23 protein-coding genes are annotated in these 25856 nt (G+C 60.3%); 15 read left to right on the top strand and 8 right to left on the bottom strand.

Annotation, left to right across the window (positions count from 1 at the left end):
* Positions 1–359: 359 nt before the first annotated feature.
* Positions 360–1649 (top strand): citrate synthase, encoded by a 1290-nt coding sequence (gltA, locus tag HX793_RS26085; RefSeq protein ID WP_028615712.1) that lies wholly within the window; start codon positions 360–362, stop codon positions 1647–1649.
* A 227-nt stretch (positions 1650–1876) separates the two neighbouring features.
* On the opposite strand, the gene HX793_RS26080 is transcribed toward gltA, so the two are convergent.
* The 3 genes from HX793_RS26080 to HX793_RS26070 all read right to left on the bottom strand — a co-directional run bounded on the left by HX793_RS26080 (position 1877) and on the right by HX793_RS26070 (position 4912).
* Complete coding sequence (locus HX793_RS26080) at positions 1877–3535, bottom strand: cation acetate symporter (RefSeq protein WP_016979566.1); 1659 nt, start codon at positions 3533–3535, stop codon at positions 1877–1879.
* Positions 3532–3843, bottom strand: coding sequence for a DUF485 domain-containing protein (locus HX793_RS26075; RefSeq protein WP_016972153.1), 312 nt, complete (start codon positions 3841–3843; stop codon positions 3532–3534). The genes HX793_RS26080 and HX793_RS26075 overlap by 4 nt, the downstream gene beginning before the upstream one ends.
* Positions 3844–4060: 217 nt before the next feature.
* The gene (locus HX793_RS26070; protein ID WP_016979567.1) at positions 4061–4912 is read right to left on the bottom strand and encodes a glycine betaine ABC transporter substrate-binding protein; all 852 of its coding nucleotides are present in this window, start codon (positions 4910–4912) and stop codon (positions 4061–4063) included.
* A 332-nt stretch (positions 4913–5244) separates the two neighbouring features.
* Between HX793_RS26070 and HX793_RS26065 the strand changes: the two genes are divergently transcribed.
* Complete coding sequence (locus HX793_RS26065) at positions 5245–6798, top strand: glycoside hydrolase family 17 protein (protein WP_177095854.1); 1554 nt, start codon at positions 5245–5247, stop codon at positions 6796–6798.
* A gap of 113 nt (positions 6799–6911) precedes the next feature.
* Here the strand turns inward: HX793_RS26065 and HX793_RS26060 are convergent, their stop codons facing one another.
* Positions 6912–7280 (bottom strand): hypothetical protein, encoded by a 369-nt coding sequence (locus tag HX793_RS26060; RefSeq protein WP_177095856.1) that lies wholly within the window; start codon positions 7278–7280, stop codon positions 6912–6914.
* 236 nt (positions 7281–7516) lie between these two features.
* Here HX793_RS26060 and HX793_RS26055 point away from each other — a divergent pair, with 236 nt between their 5' ends.
* Together HX793_RS26055 and HX793_RS26050 are read left to right on the top strand one after the other, a co-directional pair.
* Complete coding sequence (locus HX793_RS26055) at positions 7517–8815, top strand: serine protein kinase PrkA (protein ID WP_016979570.1); 1299 nt, start codon at positions 7517–7519, stop codon at positions 8813–8815.
* A complete protein-coding gene (locus HX793_RS26050) occupies positions 8808–9596 on the top strand; it encodes an MlaA family lipoprotein (protein ID WP_016979571.1) in 789 nt (262 codons plus the stop codon). The genes HX793_RS26055 and HX793_RS26050 overlap by 8 nt, the downstream gene beginning before the upstream one ends.
* A 52-nt stretch (positions 9597–9648) precedes the next feature.
* Here the strand turns inward: HX793_RS26050 and HX793_RS26045 are convergent, their stop codons facing one another.
* Positions 9649–10563: a DUF808 domain-containing protein gene (locus tag HX793_RS26045; RefSeq protein ID WP_177051380.1), complete on the bottom strand. Its 915-nt coding sequence runs from the start codon at positions 10561–10563 to the stop codon at positions 9649–9651.
* A 134-nt stretch (positions 10564–10697) separates the two neighbouring features.
* On the opposite strand from HX793_RS26045, the gene HX793_RS26040 reads away from it, so the two are divergent.
* Positions 10698–11303 carry a TetR/AcrR family transcriptional regulator gene (locus HX793_RS26040; protein ID WP_016979573.1) on the top strand — a complete coding sequence of 202 codons (606 nt, stop codon included), beginning with the start codon at positions 10698–10700 and terminating at the stop codon, positions 11301–11303.
* 204 nt (positions 11304–11507) lie between these two features.
* Positions 11508–11966, top strand: a complete 459-nt coding sequence (locus HX793_RS26035) for an REP-associated tyrosine transposase (protein ID WP_016979574.1) — start codon at positions 11508–11510, stop codon at positions 11964–11966.
* Positions 11967–12085: 119 nt separating this feature from the next.
* Here HX793_RS26035 and HX793_RS26030 read toward each other — a convergent pair whose 3' ends face one another.
* Positions 12086–12526 (bottom strand): GlcG/HbpS family heme-binding protein, encoded by a 441-nt coding sequence (locus HX793_RS26030; protein ID WP_177060055.1) that lies wholly within the window; start codon positions 12524–12526, stop codon positions 12086–12088.
* A gap of 256 nt (positions 12527–12782) precedes the next feature.
* Here HX793_RS26030 and gcl point away from each other — a divergent pair, with 256 nt between their 5' ends.
* From gcl to HX793_RS25990, 8 genes are all read left to right on the top strand, one after another.
* Positions 12783–14558 (top strand): glyoxylate carboligase, encoded by a 1776-nt coding sequence (gcl, locus tag HX793_RS26025; protein WP_016979576.1) that lies wholly within the window; start codon positions 12783–12785, stop codon positions 14556–14558.
* Between the two features lie 10 nt (positions 14559–14568).
* On the top strand, positions 14569–15351 hold the full coding sequence (gene hyi, locus HX793_RS26020) for a hydroxypyruvate isomerase (RefSeq protein WP_177051378.1): 783 nt from the start codon (positions 14569–14571) through the stop codon (positions 15349–15351).
* Positions 15352–15523: 172 nt separating this feature from the next.
* On the top strand, positions 15524–16414 hold the full coding sequence (locus HX793_RS26015) for a 2-hydroxy-3-oxopropionate reductase (protein WP_177095859.1): 891 nt from the start codon (positions 15524–15526) through the stop codon (positions 16412–16414).
* A gap of 161 nt (positions 16415–16575) precedes the next feature.
* Positions 16576–17856, top strand: coding sequence for a glycerate kinase type-2 family protein (locus tag HX793_RS26010; protein WP_177051377.1), 1281 nt, complete (start codon positions 16576–16578; stop codon positions 17854–17856).
* On the top strand, positions 17846–19261 hold the full coding sequence (pyk, locus tag HX793_RS26005; RefSeq protein ID WP_016979579.1) for a pyruvate kinase: 1416 nt from the start codon (positions 17846–17848) through the stop codon (positions 19259–19261). Before HX793_RS26010 ends, pyk begins: the two co-directional genes overlap by 11 nt.
* A gap of 130 nt (positions 19262–19391) precedes the next feature.
* A complete protein-coding gene (locus HX793_RS26000; protein WP_177051376.1) occupies positions 19392–20267 on the top strand; it encodes an urea transporter in 876 nt (291 codons plus the stop codon).
* Between the two features lie 31 nt (positions 20268–20298).
* A complete protein-coding gene (locus HX793_RS25995) occupies positions 20299–21123 on the top strand; it encodes an ion transporter (protein WP_177051375.1) in 825 nt (274 codons plus the stop codon).
* Positions 21124–21228: 105 nt separating this feature from the next.
* Complete coding sequence (locus HX793_RS25990; RefSeq protein ID WP_177051374.1) at positions 21229–22233, top strand: sulfate ABC transporter substrate-binding protein; 1005 nt, start codon at positions 21229–21231, stop codon at positions 22231–22233.
* A gap of 105 nt (positions 22234–22338) precedes the next feature.
* Here the strand turns inward: HX793_RS25990 and HX793_RS25985 are convergent, their stop codons facing one another.
* On the bottom strand, positions 22339–22953 hold the full coding sequence (locus HX793_RS25985) for a DUF5666 domain-containing protein (protein ID WP_177051372.1): 615 nt from the start codon (positions 22951–22953) through the stop codon (positions 22339–22341).
* Positions 22954–23124: 171 nt separating this feature from the next.
* On the opposite strand from HX793_RS25985, the gene HX793_RS25980 reads away from it, so the two are divergent.
* Positions 23125–24321 (top strand): MFS transporter, encoded by a 1197-nt coding sequence (locus HX793_RS25980; RefSeq protein WP_177051370.1) that lies wholly within the window; start codon positions 23125–23127, stop codon positions 24319–24321.
* Between the two features lie 9 nt (positions 24322–24330).
* Here HX793_RS25980 and HX793_RS25975 read toward each other — a convergent pair whose 3' ends face one another.
* The gene (locus HX793_RS25975) at positions 24331–25833 is read right to left on the bottom strand and encodes a M10 family metallopeptidase C-terminal domain-containing protein (RefSeq protein WP_177095860.1); all 1503 of its coding nucleotides are present in this window, start codon (positions 25831–25833) and stop codon (positions 24331–24333) included.
* Positions 25834–25856: the final 23 nt, after the last annotated feature.

Here is a 25856-nt window from a genome sequence, read left to right as displayed (position 1 = left end):
TTTTTCACACTGAAGAGCCCCTAACAATCAGGGCAAAGTTGTTGGGGAGTGCACTGGTCAGGTAAGCACCACCCAGGGAGTGCGACCCCCAATGAAAGCAAGCCCAAAAGCCCTTGGCGGTCGGTGGCCGAGTATAGACAGTTAGGTTACTAATGACAACGCGCACTCCTCACCCTAATAGCGGATTGCGCTGGGGGAATAAAAGGCGTAAATGGCAGGCAATTTCGAGGAAAAAGTACGGTTAAAGCCTTCTGCTGCAAGACTTTAGGCAAATTGACATCTGGATTTATATCAATATAGTGGTGCGGGCCCTGCGTGGGGGGTCTGTCTGATGATTTGAAGCATAAATAGGAGGCCACATGGCTGACAAAAAAGCGCAGTTGATCATCGAGGGCGCAGCCCCCGTCGAGCTGCCCATTTTAACCGGCACCGTTGGTCCCGATGTTATCGACGTACGGGGCCTGACGGCCACGGGCCGTTTCACATTCGACCCAGGCTTCATGTCGACCGCCTCTTGCGAGTCGAAGATCACCTACATCGACGGTGATAATGGCATTTTGCTGCATCGCGGCTACCCGATCGAGCAACTGGCTGAGAAATCGGACTACCTGGAAACCTGCTACCTGCTGCTAAATGGCGAATTGCCAACAGCCGAGCAGAAAGCCCAGTTCGTCAGCACCGTGAAGAACCACACCATGGTTCACGAGCAGTTGAAGACTTTCTTCAACGGCTTCCGTCGCGACGCCCACCCGATGGCCGTCATGTGCGGTGTGGTTGGCGCCCTGTCGGCCTTCTATCACGACTCCCTCGACATCAATAACCCGCAGCATCGCGAAATCTCCGCGATCCGTCTGGTTGCCAAGATGCCGACCCTGGCCGCAATGGTTTACAAGTACTCCATGGGTCAACCCATGATGTACCCGCGCAACGACCTGACGTACGCGGAAAACTTCCTGCACATGATGTTCAACACGCCGTGCGAGATCAAACCGATCAGCCCGACGCTTGCCAAGGCGATGGACCGGATCTTCATCCTCCACGCTGACCACGAACAGAACGCCTCGACCTCTACCGTGCGCCTGGCCGGCTCTTCGGGTGCCAACCCGTTCGCCTGCATCGCCGCCGGTATCGCCGCACTGTGGGGCCCTGCCCACGGCGGTGCGAACGAAGCCGTATTGACCATGCTCGATGAAATCGGCGATGTCTCGAACATCGACAAGTTCATCGCCAAGGCCAAGGACAAGAACGATCCGTTCAAGTTGATGGGCTTCGGTCACCGGGTCTACAAGAACCGCGACCCGCGCGCCACCGTGATGAAGCAGACCTGCGACGAAGTGTTGAAGGAACTGGGCATCAAGAACGATCCGCAACTCGAACTGGCTATGCGCCTGGAAGAGATCGCCCTGACCGACCCGTACTTCATCGAACGCTCGCTGTACCCGAACGTCGACTTCTACTCGGGGATCATCCTCAAGGCGATCGGCATTCCAACCAGCATGTTCACCGTGATCTTCGCCCTGGCGCGGACCGTTGGCTGGATCTCCCACTGGAAAGAAATGCTCTCCAGCCCGTACAAGATTGGCCGCCCGCGCCAGCTGTACACCGGCTACGAGTCGCGTGACATCACCCAGCTGGAAGATCGCAAGTAAGCACTTAGCTGCTTGTTTGTAATGAAAACGGCCTCCCTTAGTGGAGGCCGTTTTTGTTTGTGCTGCTTGCTCTATCGCCATCGCAGGCAAGCCAGCTCCCACATTTGAAATGCAACCCCCTGTGGGAGCGGGCTTGCCCGCGATAGCAATAACCCAGGCAATACATAACCCAGACAAAAAAATACCCCGGCCTTTCGACCGGGGTATTTTCCTATCCAGCTATAACCTTAGTGAGACACCGCCCCACTCGACCCCAGGCCAGTCTGAGAACGCACAAACTGCGGGAAGTACAGCGCACGCTCTTTCTCTGCCGCCGCCGACTTGTCGGTGATGGAGAAGAACCAGATGCCGACGAACGCAATGATCATCGAGAACAGCGCCGGGTACTCATAAGGGAAGATGGCTTTTTCATGGTGCAGGATGGAGACCCAGATGGTCGGGCCGAGCACCATCAGGCCAACGGCACTGACCAGACCCAGCCAGCCACCAATCATCGCGCCACGGGTGGTGAGGTTTTTCCAGTACATGGAAAGCAGCAACACCGGGAAGTTACAACTGGCGGCAATGGAGAACGCCAGGCCGACCATGAACGCAATGTTCTGGCTTTCGAACAGGATACCCAGGCCGATAGCCAGCACGCCCAAGGCAACGGTGGTGATCTTCGAGACGCGAATCTCATCCTTGTCGTTGGCCTTGCCTTTCTTGATCACGCTGGCGTACAGATCATGGGACACCGCCGAAGCACCGGCCAGGGTCAAGCCAGCAACCACCGCGAGGATGGTGGCGAAGGCCACGGCCGAGATGAAGCCCAGGAAGATACTGCCACCTACCGCGTTGGCCAGGTGCACCGCCGCCATGTTGTTGCCGCCCAGCAAGGCGCCTGCGGCGTCCTTGAATGCCGGGTTGGTGCTGACCAGCAGGATCGCGCCAAAACCGATGATGAAGGTCAGGATGTAGAAGTAACCAATGAAACCGGTGGCGTAGAACACGCTCTTGCGGGCTTCTTTCGCGTCGCTGACGGTGAAGAAGCGCATCAGGATGTGTGGCAGGCCAGCGGTACCGAACATCAGCGCAAGCCCGAGGGAGAAGGCCGAAATCGGGTCTTTCACCAAGCCGCCGGGGCTCATGATCGCCTCACCTTTAGGGTGAACCTTGATCGCCTCGGAGAACAGGGCATTGAAGTCGAAGTTGACGTGCTTCATCACCATCAGCGCCATGAACGAGGCACCGGACAGCAGCAATACAGCCTTGATGATCTGTACCCAGGTGGTCGCCAGCATGCCGCCGAACAGTACATACATCACCATCAAGATACCGACCAGGATCACCGCAACGTGGTAGTCCAGGCCGAACAGCAGCTGAATCAGCTTGCCCGCACCGACCATCTGCGCGATCAGGTAGAACGCCACCACCACCAGCGAGCCACAGGCCGAGAGGCTGCGAATCTGGGTCTGGCCCAAGCGATAGGACGCCACGTCGGCAAAGGTGTACTTGCCCAGGTTACGCAGGCGCTCGGCGATCAGGAACAGAATGATCGGCCAGCCCACCAGGAAGCCGATCGAGTAGATCAGGCCGTCATAACCAGAGGTGTAGACCAGCGCGGAAATCCCCAGGAAGGACGCCGCCGACATGTAGTCACCGGCAATCGCCAGGCCGTTCTGGAAACCGGTGATCTTGCCGCCGGCCGCATAGTAGTCGGCCGCCGATTTGTTGCGCTTGGAGGCCCAGTAGGTGATGCACAGGGTCGCGCCGACAAACGCGACGAACATCACGATGGCCGAAACGTTCAGGGGTTGCTTGTGCACTTCGCCGGTCAATGCGTCCGCAGCCCAAAGGGCCGGAGCAAAGAATGAAGCGCCGAGTAGTGTCAGTAGACGACCGATCATTGCGCAGCCTCCTTGAGAATCGCATTGTTCAGGTCGTCAAACTCGCCGTTGGCCCGGCGCACATAGATGCCGGTCAGGATGAAGGCGGACACAATCAGCCCGACGCCCAGGGGAATGCCCCAGGTAATCGACGAACCGGGGCTGAGCTTGGCCCCCAGTACTTGTGGCCCGTAGGCGATCAACAGGATGAAAGCGGAGTAAAGCCCTAGCATGATCGCCGAGAGAATCCAGGCGAACCTTTCCCTTTTTCTCACCAGCTCCTTGAAACGCGGGCTGTTTTGAATCGAGAGGTAAATGCTGTCGTTCATTGTTTTTATCCTCGCAGCACAGCTTTTTTATTATTGGAACGTATCCACTGTATGCGGCTGCCGTAGAGGTTCCAGACGACCTTAGTATTAGAACGACATCGGGGTTGCCGCCAGTTTTGCAGTGATTGAATTGACAGCCTTTGACCCAGAAACGACAAAGCCCGCCTGACGAAAACGCCAGGCGGGCTTGCAAGGTACTATTTAGACGCTTCGGGGGCTATTTACCGGTCCACTCGGCGACACGCTCAGGGTGCTTGGTGACCCAATCCTTGGCGGCGGCATCAGGCTTGGCGCCTTCTTGAATCGCCAGCATGACTTCGCCGATTTCGTCCTTGGAGGCCCACTGGAATTTCTTCAGGAAGGCTGCGACTTCCGGCGCTTTCTTCTCCAGGCCCTTGCTGCCGATGCTGTTGACGGTTTCAGCAGCACCATAAATCCCTTTTGGATCGTCCAGGAAACGCAGTTTCCACTTGGCGAACATCCAGTGTGGCACCCAACCGGTGACCGCAATGGATTCCTGTTTGTCTTCGGCACGGGTCAACTCGGCGATCATCGCCGCGCCCGAACTGGCTTGCAGCTTGTAATCGAGGCCGTATTGCTTGATGGCTTCGTCGGTCTTGAGCATCACGCCAGAACCTGCGTCGATGCCGACGATCTTGTTCTTGAAGGTGGTGTCGGTCTTGAGGTCTTCGATGGACTTGGCTTTGACATATTCCGGCACGATCAGGCCGATCTTCGCATCCTTGAAGTTGGGGCCGTAGTCGACCACCTTGTCCTTGTTCTTGGCCCAGTATTCACCGTGGGTGACCGGCAGCCAGGCGGAGAGCATGGCGTCGAGCTTGCCGGTGGCTACGCCCTGCCACATGATCCCGGTGGCGACGGCTTGCAGTTTCACGTCATAACCGAGCTTGGCCTTGATCACTTCTGCCGCCACGTGGGTGGTAGCCACGCTGTCGGACCAGCCGTCCACATAGCCGATGCTCAGGGTCTTGCTGTCGGCGCTGGCCAGTGTGGAGCTCATCGCAACTACCAGAGTGGCAGCTGCGCCCAAGAGTCGTCGCATCTTCATCGTACTTCCCCGAAAGTGCTGCGCCCGGCGGATGCCGAGCGACGTCAACCTGTTGTTATGTGGTGCACCGCGCCCCCTTCACGCACATCGATCCGGTTGCAGTGACATCAGTGGAGTGCTGACACTTCGATCATCAACCTGCCGGGGCCTTCGACCTGCTCTGTCAGCGACCTCATACAAGCAGGAAACGACATCACATAGCCAGTAGGACGCTTTGTAGGACTTGACGTCAAAATCCCGCCCGAACTTTGCATGTCAAAATTATGCAGCCCCACTGGGACGGGGCAAATCCGGGTAAGATGCGCGCCTTTGCTCCTACAGTTAAGCCGACCATGCCCGCGACTGCCCGCTTCCCCGCCCTGCCCTATTTTTTCGCCTTGATCCTCGGCCTGCTGGCCCTGATCGGTTACTGGTATGGCCTCGGCCGGCCGGTGGTATTGCCCGACGTCGCCAGTGCCACGCACAAGATGCAGTGCGCGTCCTATACCCCTTTCGATAAAGACCAATCGCCGTTCGACCAGCCATTCACGCTGCGTCCGGAGCGCATGGACGCTGACCTCGCCCTGCTGGCGACCCGCTTCGAGTGCATCCGCACCTATTCCATGACCGGCCTGGAAGCCTTGCCGGACATGGCGCGCAAGCACGGGCTGAAGGTGATGGCCGGCGCCTGGGTCAGCAGTGACCCGGTGGCAACCCAAAAGGAAATCGACGAACTGATCGCCTCGGCCAACGCCCATCCGGAGGTGGTGACCTCAGTGATCGTCGGCAACGAAGCGCTGCTGCGCAAGGAAGTCACCGCCACGCAGTTGGTGAAGCTGATCCAGACGGTCAAGAGCCAGATCAAACAGCCGGTGACCTACGCGGATGTGTGGGAGTTCTGGCTGCAACACCCGGAAATCGCCCCGGCAGTGGATTTCCTCACCATCCACTTGTTGCCGTACTGGGAGGATGACCCGTCCGGCATCGACCAGGCCCTCAAGCACGTGGGCGATGTGCGCCAGACCTTCGGCAACAAGTTTACCCCCAAGGACATCCTGATCGGTGAAACCGGCTGGCCCAGCGAAGGCCGCCAGCGTGAAACCGCCGTGCCGAGCCGGGTCAACGAGGCCAAGTTCATGCGTGGTTTTGTGGCCATGGCCGAGGCCAATGGCTGGCACTACAACCTGATCGAAGCGTTTGACCAGCCATGGAAGCGTGCCAGCGAAGGCGCCGTTGGCGGTTATTGGGGCTTGTTCGATGCGGATCGCCAGGACAAGGGCATCCTTGCCGGCCCGGTGACCAATGTGCCGTACTGGCCGCTGTGGCTGGGCGTTGGCGGAATCATCCTGCTCGGCACGTTGATGCTCGGTGGCCGTGTGCGCAGCACGTGGGCCGCGCTGGCCCTGCCACTGCTGGGGGCGGTAGCGGCCTGCTCCATCGGCACCTGGGCCGAACTGACCCGCGTGACCGCGCGCTTCAGCGATGAATGGGTGTGGGCGGGGTTGCTGGTGGTGCTGAACCTGCTGGTGCTGGCTCACGCCGCCTTGGCACTGAGTACCCGCGAAGGCTGGCGCAAACGGGCGTTCAATTGGCTGGAGCAACGTGCTGGCTGGCTGATTGCGATTGCAGGGTTTGCCGGGGCCGTGATGATGTTGGCGTTGGTGTTTGACCCGCGCTATCGCAGCTTCCCGAGTGCCGCGCTGGTATTGCCGGCGTTGGTTTACCTGGTTCGCCCGGTCACCGGTCCGCGCCGGGAGATTGCCTTGCTGGCCTTTATCATCGGTGCCGGCGTTGCGCCGCAGTTGTACCGTGAAGGTCTCTTGAATCAGCAGGCTTGGGGTTGGGCGGTGGTCAGCGTGCTGATGGTTGGGGCTTTGTGGCGGTGCTTGCGGGTGCGCAAGGCTTAACACCGCTTTCGCGAGCAAGCCCGCTCCCACATTCGACCGCATTCTCATGTTGGAACTCGGTCAAGTGTGGGAGCGGCGGTTCGACGGTTCGACTTGCTCGCGAAGAGGCCCTATCAGACGCCGCGAGGCTTCCTGACCAACCGCAACCCCGCAATCACCACCGCAAACACCGCAAACGTGGTGTTGTACAACGCCAGTGCCGGTAACCCGAACACCATCCCCAGCACGGCCAGCCCCCACCCCGCCCGTCCCGGCACGAAAAACGCCAGCACCGACGTAATCAGCGCCGCCCAGCCCAGCACCTTGAAGTGAATCATCAACCCCAGGTTCGAGCGCAACTGGCATTCCCAGCGGCTGGCTTCATCCGCGCAGATGCCCACCCACTGGCCATCTTCCATAAAGCCGTAACGTGCGCCATAACTGGCGGCCAGCCACAGCGGCAGGGCAATAAGCAGCAGAATCAACGGCAAACGACGGGACATGAGGCACTCCGATAGGCAAAAACGGCGCTCAGCTTAATGCGCCAGTGGGCGTTAGCAAGGTGCATACACACAATTAATGTTTACCCACACGTGTCAAAGTGTATCGTCTGGCTACTATTACCCCGTTTCCGACGTTATTTTCCGACTTTTCGTGCCGCGTGATGGCACTTCGGCGATAGGGCGGCGGTCATAGCCTGCGAACTTCATTAAGCACGTTTCCTCTTAGGGATTAAGTCATGCTCCGTTCCTTGCGCTGTGCTGCCCTGCTGGGCAGCCTTTTTCTGAGTGCGTCAGCACTGGCCGTCGACATTGACCAAGCCAGCTATGGCTACCCTTTGACCAACCCGTTTGAAGCGACCATCGCCACCACCCCGCCTGACCTTCGGCCCAAATTGCCGAGCGATGACGAGATCAACCAGTCCGATTACACCCTGAACATGCGCCCCGAGCGCGAATTCAGCCTGCCGGACAACTTTTGGGCGGTGAAGAAACTCACCTACCGCATCGCCAAACAGGATCGCGCCGCGCCGCTGATCTTCCTGATCGCGGGCACCGGTGCGCGCTTCGACAGCAGCATCAACGAATACCTGAAAAAGCTGTATTACCAGGCCGGCTACCACGTGGTGCAACTGTCGTCGCCCACCAGCTTCGACTTCATCAGTGCCGCCTCGCGTTTCGCCACGCCGGGGATCACCCAGGAAGACGCCGAAGACATGTACCGCGTGATGCAGGCCGTGCGCGCGCAGAACGCTTCGTTGCCGGTGACCGACTTCTACCTCACCGGTTACAGCCTCGGCGCGCTGGACGCAGCATTCGTCAGCAAACTCGACGAAACCCGCCGCAGCTTCAACTTCAAGAAAGTCTTGCTGCTCAACCCACCGGTCAACCTCTACACCTCGATCACCAACCTCGACAAGCTGGTGCAGACCGAGGTCAAGGGCATCAACAACACCACCACCTTCTATGAGCTGGTGCTGAACAAGCTGACCCGCTACTTCCAGCAAAAGGGCTACATCGACCTCAACGACGCCCTGCTCTACGACTTCCAGCAATCCAAGCAGCACCTGAGCAACGAACAGATGGCCATGCTGATCGGCACCTCGTTCCGTTTTTCGGCAGCTGACATTGCCTTTACCTCGGACCTGATCAACCGCCGCGGCCTGATCATCCCGCCCAAATACCCGATCACCGAAGGCACCAGCCTCACGCCGTTCCTCAAGCGTGCGCTGCAATGCGACTTCGATTGCTACCTCACCGAACAGGTGATCCCGATGTGGCGCGCCCGCTCCGACGGCGGCAGCCTGTTGCAACTGATCGACCAGGTCAGTCTGTACGCCCTCAAGGACTACCTGCACACCAGCCCGAAAATCGCCGTGATGCACAACGCCGACGACGTAATCCTCGGCCCGGGCGACCTCGGCTTCCTGCGTAAAACCTTCGGCGATCGCTTGACCGTCTACCCGCTGGGCGGCCATTGCGGCAACCTCAATTACCGCGTCAACGCCGACGCCATGCTGGAGTTCTTCCGTGGCTAAATATCTTCTGCTGCTTGCCGCCCTGATGTGCGCAGGCGTGGCCAATGCCGACAACAGCAAGGCCCACGAGCCAGTCAAAGTCGATTCCGATGGCTTCAAGGAACCGCTGACCAAACTCAAGTTCAACCCAGGCCTGGACCAGCGCGAGTTCGAGCGCTCGTCGCTTACCGCGCTCAACGTGTATGACCCGCTGGAGTCGTGGAACCGTCGCGTCTACCACTTCAACTACCGCTTCGACCAATGGGTGTTCCTGCCGGTAGTCGACGGTTACCGCTACGTCACGCCAAGCTTCCTGCGCACCGGTGTAAGCAACTTCTTCAACAACCTGGGTGACGTGCCCAACCTGTTGAACAGCCTGCTACAGCTCAAGGGTCATCGCTCCCTGGAAACCACTGGCCGCCTGCTGGTCAACACCACTATCGGCATCGCCGGCCTGTGGGACCCCGCCACCGCCATGGGCCTGCCGCGCCAGAGCGAAGACTTCGGCCAGACCTTGGGCTTCTACGGCGTACCCGGCGGCGCGTATCTGGTGCTGCCGATCTTCGGCCCGTCCAACCTGCGCGACACCACCGGCCTGATCGTCGACTACGGCGCGGAAACCCAGATCAACTTCCTCAACGTGTCCGAAGTCAGCTCCAACCACCCGGAAATCTGGGCGTTGCGTGCAGTGGACAAGCGTTATCAGACCAGCTTCCGGTATGGCCAGATGAACTCACCGTTCGAGTACGAAAAGGTGCGCTACATCTATACGGAATCGCGAAAGCTGCAGATTGCCGAGTAAACGCCCACAAAAAAGGCCATTCGATTGAATGGCCTTTTTTATTGTCGAGCGATCAAGCCTTAGCCGTTTTCCAGAGCTTGCCCACCCCGCTGACCACCGCCAGCACCACGGCCCCGGCAATGATCCCCGCCACCCCATTCAGCAGCGTCGGCACCAACCACGCCACCCCGCCTGCGCCCTGGCTGACCGTCTCGATCCAGTGATGCACCACCGGCACGCCGTGGGTGAGAATCCCGCCGCCCACCAGGAACATCGCCGCGGTACCAATCACCGACAGGCTCTTCATCATGTACGGCGCCGCACGCAGGATGGCGCCACCAATGCTGCGTGCGGCCTGGCCAGGCTTCTGAGTAAGCCACAGGCCCAGGTCATCCAGCTTGACGATGCCGGCCACCAAGCCATACACGCCCACGGTCATGACAATGGCAATGCCGGACAGCACGATAACCTGTTGCATCAAAGGCGCATCGGCCACGGTGCCGAGGGTGATGGCGATGATTTCGGCGGAGAGGATGAAGTCGGTACGGATGGCGCCTTTGATCTTGTCCTTTTCGAAGGCCACCAGGTCGGTGGCCGGGTCCGCAACCGCCTCCACCAACTGCGCATGTTGCGCCTGGTCTTCGTCTTTGCTGTGCAGGAACTTGTGCGCCAGCTTCTCGAACCCTTCGAAACACAGGTAGGCACCGCCGAGCATCAACAACGGCGTCACCGCCCAGGGTGCAAACGCACTGATCAACAACGCGGCCGGCACCAGGATCAACTTGTTGACGAAGGAGCCCTTGGCCACCGCCCATACCACGGGAATTTCCCGCTCCGCACGTACGCCGGAGACCTGCTGGGCATTGAGCGCCAGGTCATCACCCAGGACGCCAGCGGTCTTCTTTGCCGCCATTTTTGTCATCAGGGCAACGTCATCGAGTACTGCGGCGATATCGTCGATCAACACCAACAAGCTGCTTCCTGCCATGAATCGGGCTTCCGTAAGAGTGGGATGACGCGAGCATAGCGCGGCGCAAGGCCCTGCGGGCAGATTGTTGAGGCTCGCGGATGGCCGGTGCTACCATGCGCAACCGCCAGTCTTGGCAAGGAAACTCCAGGTTTATGAGCACCATTCGCGAGCGCAACAAAGAAAAGATCCTGCGGGCGGCCAGCGAGGAGTTTGCCGACAAGGGCTTCGCCGCGACCAAAACCAGCGATATCGCCGCCAAGGCCGGGCTGCCCAAGCCCAACGTCTATTACTACTTCAAGTCCAAGGACAACCTCTACCGCGAGGTGCTTGAAAGCATTATCGAGCCGATCCTGGCCGCTTCCACGCCGTTCAATCCGGATGGCGAACCCTCGGTGGTACTGAGCAACTACATTCGCTCGAAAATCCGCATCTCCCGCGACCTGCCGTTTGCGTCCAAAGTCTTCGCCAGCGAAATCATGCACGGCGCCCCGCACCTCAGCGCGGACCAGGTTGAACAGCTCAACGCCCAGGCCAAGCACAACATCACGTGCATCCAGAACTGGGTAGATCGCGGCCTGATCGCGGCGATTGACCCCAACCACCTGATGTTCAGTATCTGGGCGGCCACGCAGACCTATGCGGATTTTGACTGGCAGATCTCAGCGGTGACCGGGAAGGCCAAGTTGGATGAGGCGGATTATGAAGCGGCGGCGCAGACCATTATTCGGTTGGTGCTTAAAGGTTGTGAGCCGGACTGAAAGACCGAGTGAAGCTATCGCAGGCAAGCCAGCTCCCACAGGTTCGTGCGTCTTACACAAAATGTAAGCACACCGCAAACCTCCTGTGGGAGCGGGCTTGCCCGCGATAGCGCCTTCCCAGACACATCCTGCCAAAAGCCTGCCAATCAGCATCAGCCATCGAGATCTAGCCTCTCAGGACACCACCTGAAGAGAGGCCAAGGAATGCCTGATCTACCTGCTTCAAATCGTCTGCGTCTCGGTCGCTACGACGAACCCAACCGCATCTATTTACTTACTACTAACACTCTTGACCGGCTGCCTATATTCAGTGATTTCAAACTGGGTCGGCTGGTCGTACAGCAGTTCAGGATCGCACAGCATCAAGGTCTGGCCACTTCCCTTGCTTGGGTAGTGATGCCCGATCATTTTCACTGGCTCATTTCGCTGGAGAAAGGCTCACTTGCTGATTTGATGCGCCAAGTGAAGTCCAAAAGTACTCGCGTGGTGAATGCAGTAGCTGGGCGTCAGGGCAGGCTCTGGCAGCCCGGTTTTCACGACCATGCAGTGCGCCGTGAAGAGAGTCTTGAAGGGATCGCACGATACATTGTGGCCAATCCCTTGAGAGCTGGACTGGTAAAAAAATTTGGCGACTACCCGCTGTGGGATGCTATTTGGCTTTGACTTGAAACCGAGTCGTCTGCATCGCGGGCAAGCCCGCTCCCACAGGGTTTGATGGTGTTTGCACCGACCAATGTGGGAGCGGGCTTGCCCGCGATGAGGCCCGACAGACCAGCAAAAAACTAGGCCGACACCCCCGCATCCGCCATCAACCCCACCCCTTCGATCGCCGTGATCGCACACTGCTCATCAATGTCCGACGTATCCCCGCTGATCCCGATCGCCCCCAGCACCACGCCCTCCTGACTCCGAATCAACACGCCACCCGGCGCAGGCACGACGCTGCCCTGCCCCAAACTGTTCAACGCCGCGATAAACGCCGGTCGCTGCTGCGCGTCCAGCGCCAGCAGGCGTGAGCCCTTGCCCAACGCAATTGCGCCCCAGGCCTTGCCGATGGCGATTTGCGGTCGCAGCAGGCTGGCGCCGTCTTCGCGTTGCAGGGTGACCAAGTGGCCGCCGCTGTCGAGCACGGCGATGGTCAGCGGTGCAGCGCAGATGGTGCGCCCTGCACTGAGGGCCTGGCTGGCCAGTTGGGTGGCGAGTTTCAAGGTTAAAGCGCTCATGGTGCCGTCCTTCTTTTGTTATTGGGAAAGCGATGGAGGTCTGAATGATCAGATGCTCGATCAAACAAATAGAACACAATGACTTTTAATTTTGTATACAATATTTTCGCACAAAGGCTCCATACGTCGAAAAAAGCGGTTCCGACGAACGCAAAGGCCAGTTTATAAAATGCATTGACCTACGCCGCTCGCCGTGAATACACTTTGACCAGACACCACTTGTATACAATTACAAAACGCAAGAGGCACCAATATCATGAGCAAAATGAGAGCAATCGAAGCCGCTGTCCTGGTGATGCGTCGCGAAGGTGTGGACACCGCCTTCGGTATCCCAGGCGCCGCGATCAACCCGCTGTATTCGGCCTTGCAGAAAGTGGGTGGCATCGATCACGTCCTTGCTCGCCACGTTGAAGGCGCCTCCCACATGGCCGAGGGTTACACCCGCACCAAGGCCGGCAATATCGGCGTGTGCATCGGTACCTCGGGCCCGGCAGGCACTGACATGGTCACCGGCCTGTACAGCGCCTCGGCCGACTCGATCCCGATCCTGTGCATCACCGGTCAAGCGCCCCGCGCCCGGATGCACAAGGAAGACTTCCAGGCCGTGGACATCACCAGCATCGTCAAGCCGGTGACCAAGTGGGCGACCACCGTGCTGGAGCCTGGCCAAGTGCCGTACGCCTTCCAGAAAGCCTTCTATGAAATGCGCTCCGGCCGCCCAGGCCCGGTGTTGATCGACCTGCCGTTCGACGTGCAGATGGCCGAGATTGAATTCGACATCGACGCCTACCAACCCCTGCCCCTGGCCAAGCCACTGGCCACCCGCGTGCAGGTGGAAAAAGCCCTGGCGCTGCTGGACCAGGCCGAGCGCCCACTGTTGGTGAGCGGTGGCGGCGTGATCAATGCCGACGCCAGCGAGTTGCTGGTGGAGTTTGCTGAACTGACCGGCATCCCGGTGATCCCGACCCTGATGGGCTGGGGCACCATCCCGGACGATCACCCACAGATGGTCGGCATGGTCGGTCTGCAGACGTCCCACCGTTATGGCAACGCGACGATGCTCAAGTCGGACGTGGTGCTGGGCATCGGTAACCGTTGGGCCAACCGCCATACTGGTTCGGTCGAGGTGTACACCGAGGGTCGCAAGTTCATCCACGTCGACATCGAGCCGACCCAGATTGGCCGCGTCTTTACCCCGGATCTGGGTATCGTGTCCGACGCCGGTTCCGCGCTGACTATGTTTATTGAAGTGGCCCGCGAGTGGAAAGCCGCCGGCAAGCTCAAGGACCGCAGCGCCTGGCTCAATGACTGCCAGCAGCGCAAAGCCACCCTGCACCGCAAGACTCACTTCGACAACGTGCCGGTCAAGCCACAGCGCGTGTATGAAGAAATGAACCAGGTGTTCGGCAAAGACACTTGCTACGTCAGCACCATCGGCCTGTCGCAGATTGCCGGCGCGCAGTTCCTGCATGTGTACAAGCCGCGCCATTGGATCAACTGCGGCCAGGCTGGCCCGTTGGGTTGGACCATTCCGGCAGCACTCGGCGTGGTCAAGGCTGACCCGAGCCGCAAAGTGGTGGCGCTGTCCGGCGACTACGACTTCCAGTTCATGATCGAAGAACTGGCGGTGGGCGCACAGTTCAAGCTGCCGTACATCCACGTGGTGGTGAACAACTCCTACCTCGGCCTGATCCGCCAGGCTCAGCGCGGGTTTGAAATGGACTACTGCGTGCAGCTGTCCTTCGACAACCTCAATGCGCCGGAACTCAACGGCTATGGCGTGGACCACGTGGCCGTCGCCGAAGGCCTGGGTTGCAAGGCCTTGCGTGTGTTCGAGCCAAGCCAGATCGCGCCGGCCCTGCGCCGCGCCGAGGAAATGATCGAAGAATTCAAGGTTCCGGTGATCGTTGAGATTATTCTGGAGCGCGTGACCAATATTTCGATGGGCACCGAGATCAACGCCGTCAATGAATTCGAAGATCTGGCACTGGTCGGCAACGATGCGCCGACTGCCATTTCCCTGCTCGATTAAGGAGAACCCTATGCCGCGTTTCGCCGCCAACCTGTCCATGCTGTTTACCGAACAGGACTTTCTTGCCCGTTTCAAAGCGGCCGCCGATGCTGGCTTCCAAGGCGTCGAGTACCTGTTCCCCTATGAATTCAGCTCTGCCGAAATCAAGGCGCAACTCGACGCCAACGGCTTGACCCAGGTGCTGTTCAACCTGCCGGCCGGTGACTGGGCCAAGGGCGAACGCGGCCTGGCCTGCCACCCGGACCGGGTCGAGGAATTCCGTGCCGGGGTCAAGCTGGCCATCGCCTATGCACAAGTGCTGGGCAATACCCAGATCAACTGCCTGGCGGGTATCCGGCCACAAGGTGTTGACGACGAAACCCTGGAAAAAACCTTCGTCGCCAACCTCAAGTACGCCGCTGAAAAACTGCAAGCCGTGGGCATCAAGCTGGTGATGGAAGCGATCAACACCCGCGACATCCCAGGCTTCTACCTGAACAACACGGCGCAAGCCCTGTCGATTCGGGAACAGGTGGGCAGCGCCAACCTGTTCCTGCAGTACGACATCTATCACATGCAAATCATGGAAGGCGACCTGGCCCGCACCATGGCCGCGCACCTGGGTGAGATCAACCACGTCCAGCTGGCGGACAACCCGGGGCGCAACGAGCCGGGTACCGGTGAGATCAACTACCGCTTCCTGTTCGAACACCTGGACCGCATCGGTTACCAAGGTTGGGTCGGCTGCGAGTACAAGCCGCTGACCACTACCGAAGCGGGTCTGGGCTGGCTCAAAACCCATAACGCCCTCTAACCAACGCCCCACAACCCCTATGTGGGAGCGGGCTTGCTCGCGAAAGCGGTGTATCAGTCGACGCACCTGTTGAATGAAAGACCTTCGCGAGCAAGCCCGCTCCCACATTTAGACCTCCTGTGTCTGGCTGACCGGGTCAGGTCTGCCCATCGAATAAAAAGAGGAATTGATCATGGCTAAAATCGGATTTATCGGCACCGGCATCATGGGCCAACCCATGGCCGCCAACCTGCAGAAAGCAGGTCACCAACTGTTCCTCTCCGAACACCATGGCAAGGCGCCGCAAGCGCTGCTCGACGCTGGCGCGGTGGCTCTGGCCAACCCGCAGCAGGTTGCGCAGGAAGCCGAGTTCATCATCGTGATGGTGCCGGACACCCCGCAGGTCGACGACGTACTGTTCCGCAAAGACGGTGTCGCAGCCGGCCTGTCGCCAAACAAAGTGGTGATCGACATGAGTTCGATCTCCCCCACCGCCACCAAGGCCTTCGCCGCGAAGATCAACGAGACCGGCGCGCAGTACCTGGATGCACCTGTGTCCGGTGGTGAAGTCGGCGCCAAGGCTGGCACCCTGAGCATCATGATCGGTGGCGAGCCGCAGACCTTCGAACGCGCGCTGCCGTTGTTCCAGGCCATGGGCAAGAACATCACGTTGGTGGGCGGCAATGGCGATGGCCAGACCGCCAAGGTCGCCAACCAGATCATCGTCGCGCTGAACATCCAGGCGGTGGCGGAAGCACTGCTGTTCGCCTCCAAGAACGGCGCCGACCCAGCCAAGGTGCGTGAAGCGCTAATGGGGGGGTTTGCTTCGTCGAAAATCCTCGAAGTGCATGGCGAGCGCATGATCAAGGGCACTTTTGACCCGGGCTTCCGCATCAACCTGCACCAGAAGGACCTCAACCTGGCGCTGGCCGGTGCCAAGGAACTGGGGATCAACCTGCCGAACACCGCCGGTACGCAGCAGGTGTTCAGTACGTGCACCGCGATTGGCGGCGGCAACTGGGACCACTCGGCGCTGATCAAGGGCCTGGAACATATGGCGAATTTCTCGATTCGCGATAAATAAACCCGCGACACCCCACCTGTAGGAGCGAGCTTGCTCGCGAAAAACGCATAGGCGCCACGTTCACCCAGCTTGCCAGCGTTATCGTTGACGATTTTCGCGAGCAAGCTCGCTCCTACAGGTGTTCATACCTCCAATAATAAGAATTCCCCGGGAGCCCGCTTATGTCGGTCGATCCGCAACATCTGCTTCGCGAGCTGTTTGCCACAGCCATCGACGCTGCCCACCCCCGGCAAGTCCTTGAACCCTACCTGCCCGCTGACCGCAGCGGCCGTGTGATCGTGATCGGTGCCGGCAAAGCCGCCGCCGCCATGGCGCTGGTCGTGGAAAACGTCTGGCAGGGCGAAGTTACCGGCCTGGTCGTCACCCGCTACGGCCACGGCGCGCCGTGCAAGACAATCGAAGTGGTCGAAGCCGCTCACCCAGTGCCCGACGCTGCCGGCCTGGCCGTGGCCCAGCGCGTACTCGCGCTGATCAGCAACCTGACGGAAGACGACCGCGTAATCTTCCTGTTGTCCGGTGGTGGCTCTGCGCTGCTGGCGCTGCCCGCCGAAGGCATCACCCTGGCCGACAAACAGGCCATTAACAAAGCCCTGCTCAAATCCGGCGCGACCATCGGCGAGATGAATTGCGTGCGCAAGCACCTTTCGGCCATCAAGGGAGGTCGACTGGCGAAAGCGGCATGGCCCGCCACGGTCTACACCTACGCGATTTCCGATGTGCCCGGCGACCAGGCCACGGTGATCGCCTCCGGCCCCACGGTCGGCGACCCGAGCACGTCGCAACAGGCGCTGGCGATCCTGAAGCGTTACAACATCGACATCCCCGCCTCGGTGCGCAGTTGGTTGCAGAACCCGGCCTCGGAAACCGTCAAGCCCGGCGACCCGGTGCTCGCCCGCAGCCACTTCCAATTGATCGCCCGCCCCCAGCAATCCCTCGAAGCGGTGGCGGTAAAAGTCCGCCAGGCCGGTTTCAGTCCGTTGATCCTCGGCGACCTCGAAGGCGAAGCACGGGACGTGGCCAAGGTACACGCCGGTATCGCCCGACAGATCGTGCAACACGGCCAGCCCTTGGCGGCGCCGTGCGTGATCCTCTCCGGCGGCGAAACCACCGTGACCGTGCGCGGCAATGGCCGTGGCGGGCGCAATGCGGAATTCCTGTTGAGCCTCACCGACAGCCTCAAGGGCCTGCCCGGCGTGTACGCGCTGGCCGGTGACACCGACGGTATCGACGGCTCGGAAGACAACGCCGGCGCGATCATGACGCCGTGCAGCTATTCGCGCGCCGAGGCTCTCGGACTGTCGGCCAGCGATGAGTTGGATAACAACAACGGCTACGGCTATTTCGCCGCCCTCGACGGCTTGATCATCACCGAGCCCACGCGCACCAACGTCAACGACTTCCGCGCCATCCTGATCCTTGAGACTGCCAAACATGACGCCTGACAAGAAGGTCAAAATCCTCGCCACCCTGGGCCCGGCCACCGACGGTATCGACGACATCCGCGAGCTGGTGGAAGCCGGGGTAAACATCTTCCGGCTCAATTTCAGCCACGGCGACCACGCCGACCATGCCCAACGCTACCAATGGATTCGCCAGGTCGAGCGCCAGCTGAATTACCCACTGGGCATCCTCATGGACTTGCAAGGGCCGAAGCTGCGCGTCGGGCGTTTTGCCGAGGGCAAGGTACAACTGGTGCGCGGCCAGGCGTTGCGCCTGGACCTGGACGAAACACCGGGCGATCAGCGTCGGGTCAACCTGCCCCACCCGGAAATCATCGCGGCGCTGGAACCCGGCATGGACCTGCTGCTGGACGATGGCAAGCTGCGCCTGCGGGTGATCACCAAACATGCCGACGCCATCGACACCACCGTGCTCAATGGCGGTGAATTGTCGGACCGCAAAGGCGTGAACGTCCCACAAGCACTGCTGGAACTGAGCCCACTGACCGCCAAGGATCGGCGCGACCTGAGCTTCGGCCTGGAACTGGGTGTGGACTGGGTGGCGCTGTCGTTCGTGCAGCGCCCGGAAGACATTCGCGAAGCCCGCGAGCTGATCGGCGACAAGGCGTTCCTCATGGCCAAGATCGAGAAACCCTCGGCCGTGCAGCGCCTGCAGGAAATCGCCGAACTGAGCGACGCGATCATGGTTGCAAGAGGCGACCTGGGCGTGGAAGTGCCCGCCGAGAGCGTGCCGCAGATCCAGAAGGACATCATCAGCACCTGCCGCCAACTGGGTAAACCGGTGGTGGTGGCGACGCAGATGCTGGAGTCGATGCGCTTCTCGCCGGCACCAACCCGCGCCGAAGTCACCGATGTCGCCAATGCCGTGGCCGAAGGCGCGGACGCGGTGATGCTGTCGGCGGAAACCGCCTCTGGCGAGTACCCGCTGGAAGCCGTACAGATGATGAGCAAGATCATCCGCCAGGTGGAAAACGGCCCGGATTACCAGGCGCAGTTGGATGTCAGCCGACCGAAGGCGGATGCGACGGTATCGGACGCCATCAGCTGCGCGATCCGCCGTATCAGCAGCATTCTGCCGGTGGCGGTGCTGGTGAACTACAGCGAGTCGGGCAGCTCCAGCCTGCGCGCGGCGCGGGAACGGCCGGTGGCGCCGATCCTCAACCTCACGCCCAACCTGTCCACGGCCCGGCGGTTGAGCGTGGCGTGGGGCGTGCATTCGGTGGTCAATGACCGGCTGCGTCAGGTGGATGAGGTGTGCTCCACGGCGCTGGAGATTGCCCAGGCGCAGGGGATGGCGGAGCGTGGGGATACGTTGGTGATTACGGCGGGGGTGCCGTTTGGGCAGCCGGGGTCGACCAACTCTTTGCGTATAGAGACGTTGATCTAGCGCCTGTAAGGGCCTCTTCGCGAGCAAGCCCGCTCCCACATTTCGATCACGGTTCGACATGACGACTCGGTCAAATGTGGGAGCGGGCTTGCTCGCGAAGGGGACAACTCGGTCTCACTGAATACCCACCATGCACAACCCCACCTGCCCCGACTGGGCTGAAGCCCTGCTCAACGGCTTCAGCCAAATATTCCTGCAGCGCCAGCCGCTGTGTGGCCTGCTGTGCCTGCTGGCCATCCTGATCGGCGCACCCAGCCTGCTCGGCGGCGCGCTGCTCGGTGGCGTGGCGGGGTTGCTCACGGCCCAGCGTCGCGGTTATCCCAAGACCGAGCGCCAGGCCGGGCTGTATAGCTATAACGGCGTGCTGCTGGGTTTGTTGATCAGCCAGCACTTTGCCTGGTCAGCCTTGCTGCCGCCGTTGATCCTGGCGTGCGGCGGCTTGAGTGCGATCCTGACGCGCCAATGGTTGAAACGCGCCAGCCAGCCCAATGATTTGCCGGCCTATACCGCACCTTTTGTCGGCCTGGGTTGGTTGCTGCTGGGCACGGTGCCGGAGAGTACCGTTGCCCTGAGCGAACCCGACACTCTGGCCATCCTCACCGCACCTTTTACCGGCCTCGCGCAAATCATGCTGTTGGATCAGCCGGTGTCGGGCGCGCTGATTGCGCTCGGCCTGTGGCTGGCCAACCGCCGCGCCGCCACCTGGGCTTTGATCGGTGCCAGTGTCGGCGTGCTGATTGCGCTGTGGCTGGACGAACCCGCCAGCGCCCTCCTCGGCCTGCACAGCTACAACCCTGCGCTGGCTGCCGTGGCGTTGAGCCAGGTACGTCGCCAGCCCTGGCTACCTCTGCTCGGCATCCTGCTGGCGATCATCCTCACACCGGGCTTTGCCGCCCTGCACCTGCCCGCGCTGACCGCGCCGTTCATCCTCGCCTGCTGGCTGGTGCGTGCAGGCGCTCGGGTGCTGCGTAAACCCCACATGGACAGTCCCTTCGAATCCCCCTAGGCTTGCTCGATATTCGATTCAGGCGAGATTTATGGACAGCAGCAACGACTGGCGCCAGCGGCTCTACGTCATGATTTTCCAGAGTGACACCACGGCCGGGCGGCGCTTTGACGGCATCCTGTTGCTGATCATCCTGGCCAGCCTGGTGATCGTGATGCTCGACAGCATCGACCAGATCCACCAGAACTATGCCGATGTACTGGCCTACATCGAATGGGGCTTCACCCTCGTCTTCCTGATCGAATACGGGCTGCGGCTGTATTGTTCGCCCAAGCCGTTGCGCTACGCCTTCAGCTTTTATGGGCTGGTGGACTTGCTGGCCATCGTGCCCGGCATCCTCGCGTTGTATTACAGCGACGCGCAGTACCTGCTGATCATCCGCATCATCCGTATGCTGCGGATCTTCCGCGTGCTCAAGCTCAGCCCGTACCTCAAGCAGGCCAACTACCTGATGGCGGCGCTGCGGGGCAGCAAGCAGAAGATCGTGGTGTTCCTGGTCAGCGTGTGCACGCTGGTCACGGTGTTCGGCACCTTGATGTACGTGATCGAAGGCCCGGAGCACGGCTTTACCAGCATTCCGAAAGGTATCTACTGGGCCATCGTGACCCTGACCACTGTGGGCTTTGGCGATATCGTGCCGAAGACGCCGCTGGGCCAGGTGATTTCGTCGCTGGTGATGATCACCGGTTATTCGATCATTGCCGTACCCACCGGGATTTTCACCGCCGAGTTGGCCAGCGCCATGCGGGGTGAGCAACTGCAACATGATTGCCCGGTGTGCAAGAAGAACAGCCATGAACCGAATGCCGCCTTCTGCTCGCGGTGCGGGAGTAACCTTTTCCGTAAAGTGGAATAAGCAAAGTACGTTTTAATCTTTAAACGTCTATGCGGCGCCCGCTATAGTCGCTGGCAAATTGCCCCTACTCAATCGACCACCTTCTCGAACAACAAGGAATGAGCAGTGAAAAAACTCGTTAGCGCCTCCCTCCTGGCCGCCGGCCTTGCCCTGGCGGGCGCCGTCCAGGCCGCCCCCGTCACACTGCTCAACGTCTCCTACGACGTGATGCGCGATTTCTACAAGGACTACAACGCCGCGTTCCAGAAACACTGGGAAGCCGAGCACCCGAACGACAAGCTGACCCTACAGATGTCCTTCGGTGGTTCCAGCAAACAGGCGCGCTCGGTGATCGACGGCCTGCCGGCTGACGTGATCACCATGAACATGGCCACTGACATCAACGCCTTGGTCGACAACGGCAAGCTGGTGCCGGACAACTGGGTCACCCGCCTGCCGAACAACAGCGCGCCGTTCACCTCCGCCACGGTATTCATCGTGCGCAAAGGCAACCCGAAAGCCCTGAAGGACTGGCCGGATCTGTTGAAAGACGGCGTGCAAGTGATCGTGCCCAACCCGAAAACCTCGGGTAACGGCCGCTACACCTACCTGTCGGCCTGGGGCTATGTGCTGAAGAACGGCGGCGACGAAAACAAGGCCAAGGCCTTTGTCGGCAAGCTCTTCAAACAGGCCCCGGTGCTGGATACCGGCGGCCGTGCGGCGACCACCACCTTCATGACCAACCAGATCGGCGACGTGCTGGTGACCTTCGAGAACGAAGCGGAAATGATCGCCCGTGAATTCGGCCGTGATCAGTTCGAAGTGATCTACCCAAGTGTTTCCGCCGAAGCCGAGCCGCCGGTGTCGGTGGTCGACAAGGTGGTCGAGAAGAAAGGCACCCGCGTGGCCGCCGAAGACTACCTGAAGTACCTGTGGTCGGCGGAAGGCCAGGAAATCGCGGCCAACAACTACCTGCGTCCGCGTGACCCGAAAGTGCTGGCCAAGTACACCGACCGCTTCCCCAAAGTCGACTTCCTGTCGGTAGAGAAGACCTTTGGTGACTGGCGCACCGTGCAGAAGACTCACTTCAATGATGGTGGCATTTTCGACCAGATCTACTCCGGTCAATAACTGAACCACCCCTTGTAGGAGCCGGCTTGCCGGCGATTCAATCGTGAGGCTGGCGGTGCTGCCGCTGGCCTCATCGCCGGCAAGCCGGCTCCTACAATTTTTGCGTTACATCGGCGGTGTCACGCCATCCTTACCCGCCGAAATCGCTTGGGCAGTGATGGTCCCATCCGCCCCCTGCGCCGCAAACAACACCACCTTCACCCCCGCCTTGAGCAAACTGCGATCCCCCGGTTCCAGGTTGACGATCGGCACATCGTCCGGCACCACGATCTTCTGCTCGCCACCTTTGTACTTCACGGTCAAGGTGCGCCCGTTGCTGACGACCAAGTCGCCGACGGTGCCGTTGGTCATGCTGCTGCCTTCTTTCAAGTCAAACGCGCGATGCCCGTCGCCCGTGCCGGCCATGGCCGGTGGGAAGACGTGCACTTCCAGCGCGGTCAGGGTGCCATCGGCGTTGGGCATGGCGGCGGAGCCGATGTAGCTGCCCGGCTTGATCTCATCGATCTTGGCCAGGGTGACCGCGCGCACTTGAGTGCTTGGGGTCAGGTGCACGATGACGTCTTCGCCGCTGTTGACCTTGACGTGCATCGCATCGCCTTCCATCGCGGTAATGGCGCCGCGCACGCCCACGCGGGGTGCCTCGGCAGCCTGGGCCAGGCCTACGGCCATCGCGGCGGCCAGGGTGGAAGCCAGGAGCATCTTGTTCAACGTGATCTTCATGGGATTTCCTGTTTCGACAGTTGTTTCTGAATGTATCATTACCCTTCGCGCAGAAAGTTAACGATTCACTCATCATTACCGGGCATGAGTGTTATCACTGCCAGCGGCCTACCCGGGCTACGGTGTTGTCTTTAGGCTCGCCCCACTTTCCTTCGCATTTATGAGAACACCATGAACGCTACGTCCCACGCTACAACCACCATGACCCGGAGCATGGTGATGCTGTTTGCGTTTTGCTGCGGCGCCATCGTTGCCAATATCTACTATGCACAACCAATCATCGAGCTGATCGCGCCGGACATCGGCCTCACGCCCGCCATGGCCAGCCTGATCGTCTCCTTGACGCAGATCGGTTACGCCCTGGGCCTGTTTTTCCTGGTGCCGCTGGGTGACCTGCTGGAAAACCGCAAGCTGATGATCGCCACCACCGTACTGGCCATCGCCAGTCTGTTGGGTGCGGCGTTCACCGAGCAGCCGAATCTGTTCCTGTTGGTATCGCTGCTGATCGGTTTCAGTTCGGTGTCGGTGCAGATCCTGATCCCATTGGCCGCGCACCTGGCACCCGCCGAGTCCCGTGGCCGCGTGGTCGGCAGCATCATGGGTGGCCTGTTGCTTGGCATCCTGTTGGCTCGGCCAGTATCCAGCGTGGTGGCGGACCACTTCGGCTGGCGCGCGATGTTCATGGCGGCGGCGGCGTTGATGGCGTTTATCAGTGTGGTGTTGCTGATCACCATCCCCAAGCGCCAACCCGATCACAGTGCCACCTACGGCCAGTTGCTGCGCTCCCTCGGCACCTTGCTGCGTGAGCAACCAGTGTTGCGTCAACGGGCGTTCTATCAGGGTTGCATGTTCGCCACCTTCAGCCTGTTCTGGACCGCTGCCCCACTGGAACTGGCGCGCAACCACGGCTTGAGCCAGAGCGAGATCGCGCTGTTTGCCCTGGTCGGCGCCCTGGGTGCCATTGCCGCGCCCATCGCTGGTCGCCTGGCCGATGCCGGTCACACTCACCGCGCGTCGTTGCTGGCCATGCTGTTTGCCGCGTTGAGCTTCCTGCCGGCCTTCGTGCACCCGTTGTACAGCGTGATTGGCCTGGCCGTAACCGGCGTGGTCCTGGACTTCTGCGTGCAGATGAACATGGTGCTGGGCCAGCGCGCCATCTACGCGCTCGACGCCAATAGCCGCAGCCGCCTGAACGCGCTGTACATGACCAGCATTTTCATCGGCGGCGCCTTCGGCTCGGCGATTGCCAGCAGCGTGTATGAACACGGCGGCTGGCTGGGCGTGATGCTGGTGGGCAGCGCGTTCCCCCTGGTCGCGCTGCTGCGGTTCCTGAGCGTTTCACGTCAGGCCACGGTTGCCACTGCTTGAGGGATGGGTTCAAGGCTGGGTTTTTTTCGCGGATGCCTGATCTGATGACGGCGTCAGCGCGCTCATCAACTGTGAGAAAAACGCCAGCACTGAGATGGCGAACATTTGGATCAAACCCGCGACGCTATCCTGCGCTTTATCTGGCAAGGGGGCGGGAGCCGGGGCTGGTGTCGGTGTCGGTGAAGGCTGAACCTCGGGCGCCTTCCCACCCCACAACACATCGGCGGGTTTGATCTCCCCCTTGCTTTTGAGCAACAGGGCCGCGTTGCCCGTCCCTTTGAGGTCAATCGCCAGGCTGGAATGGCCCGTGCTGGCATCGTGCTTGAGCATCGCCTCACCGGCTTTCCCGGTGAACCGATCAGTAAAGACCAGACCGCTCACACCGGCGTCCTTCAAGGCGCCTGATACGTCGATCTTATCCGTACCACTGGTGAAATCCTCGATCATGTCCGGGTCGGTCGGCGTGGAATCGCTGGCCTTGTCGTAGACAAAGGTGTCCGCGCCGCCGCCGCCTCTCAGGGAGTCGCCCTTCCCACCGCCTTTGATCCAGTTTGCCGCCTCATTCCCCGATAGATTGTCTCGCCCAGCGCCGCCAATCGCGTTTTCAATCGTGCATCCCTTGGCAATGGACACGCTGCCTTTCATCCCGCCCACATCAGAAAACGATTCGGCGTTCAGGTTGAAGTTCTGGTCCTGGGAAAACCCGGAGAAATCCATGGTGTCGACACCACCGCCGTCCCAGACACAAAAAACCGGTTTGTCCGCAGCACTTTTGAGAGTCATCGCCTCCCGCTCGGTATTGGAATTGAAGCCATAGGTAGTGTCGGTGTTACGGGTCTGATGGTTAGCCCCATACAGGCGTTGCGCAGCCGCGATATCGTCCATCATCGGCGCGGAAGGGTTCTGCCCCTTGAAGTCGTGCGCCTTCTGGTTTTTCTCCGAAAAATAACTCATGACCGTGCGCCCTTTTGTATCCTCGGCGTAGGCCGCACCCGTCTGGTAATTGGGGGTACCGCCGTTGTAGTGACCCGGATGATGAAGGCCGATGGCGTGACCGATCTCATGAATGGCCGTGACCGAAAAGTGGCTGCCCAACGTCGGTGACGCGCTCTCTCTCAGCGTGCCAATCGTGGCCGTCGTATTGGAAGTAGAGCGATTGGGAGATGTGGCAACCCCCCGATCACCGCGTGGATTATTGCGGATGTTGAGCGTGCCGTCGGTCCCGCCTGCCTGCTCGCGGAAATTGATGTTGGCCACATCCTGCCAGGACTGCGCCGCCTGGCGGACGCGTCGCTGTTGCTGGGAGGTGAAACTGCTATCCACCGTGTAATTCACATCGACCTTCGAATCGCCATTACGGTCATGAAAACGCAGGTTTTCCCGCGAGAGCTGTTTAGCTGCCTGGTCCGTTGTGTAAGAAGGCTTGTTACCAAACCCTGCGCCAAACGGGCCGGGGTCCGATAACGGCAGATTGTTCAGAGGACTCATACTTCGCAGATCATAATTATTCATTGTGCATCGCCTTTGGTTTCAAT

Source organism: Pseudomonas reactans (assembly GCF_013387025.1).
Classification (GTDB): domain Bacteria; phylum Pseudomonadota; class Gammaproteobacteria; order Pseudomonadales; family Pseudomonadaceae; genus Aquipseudomonas; species Aquipseudomonas reactans.
This window is presented reverse-complemented; position numbering and strand designations above follow the sequence as displayed.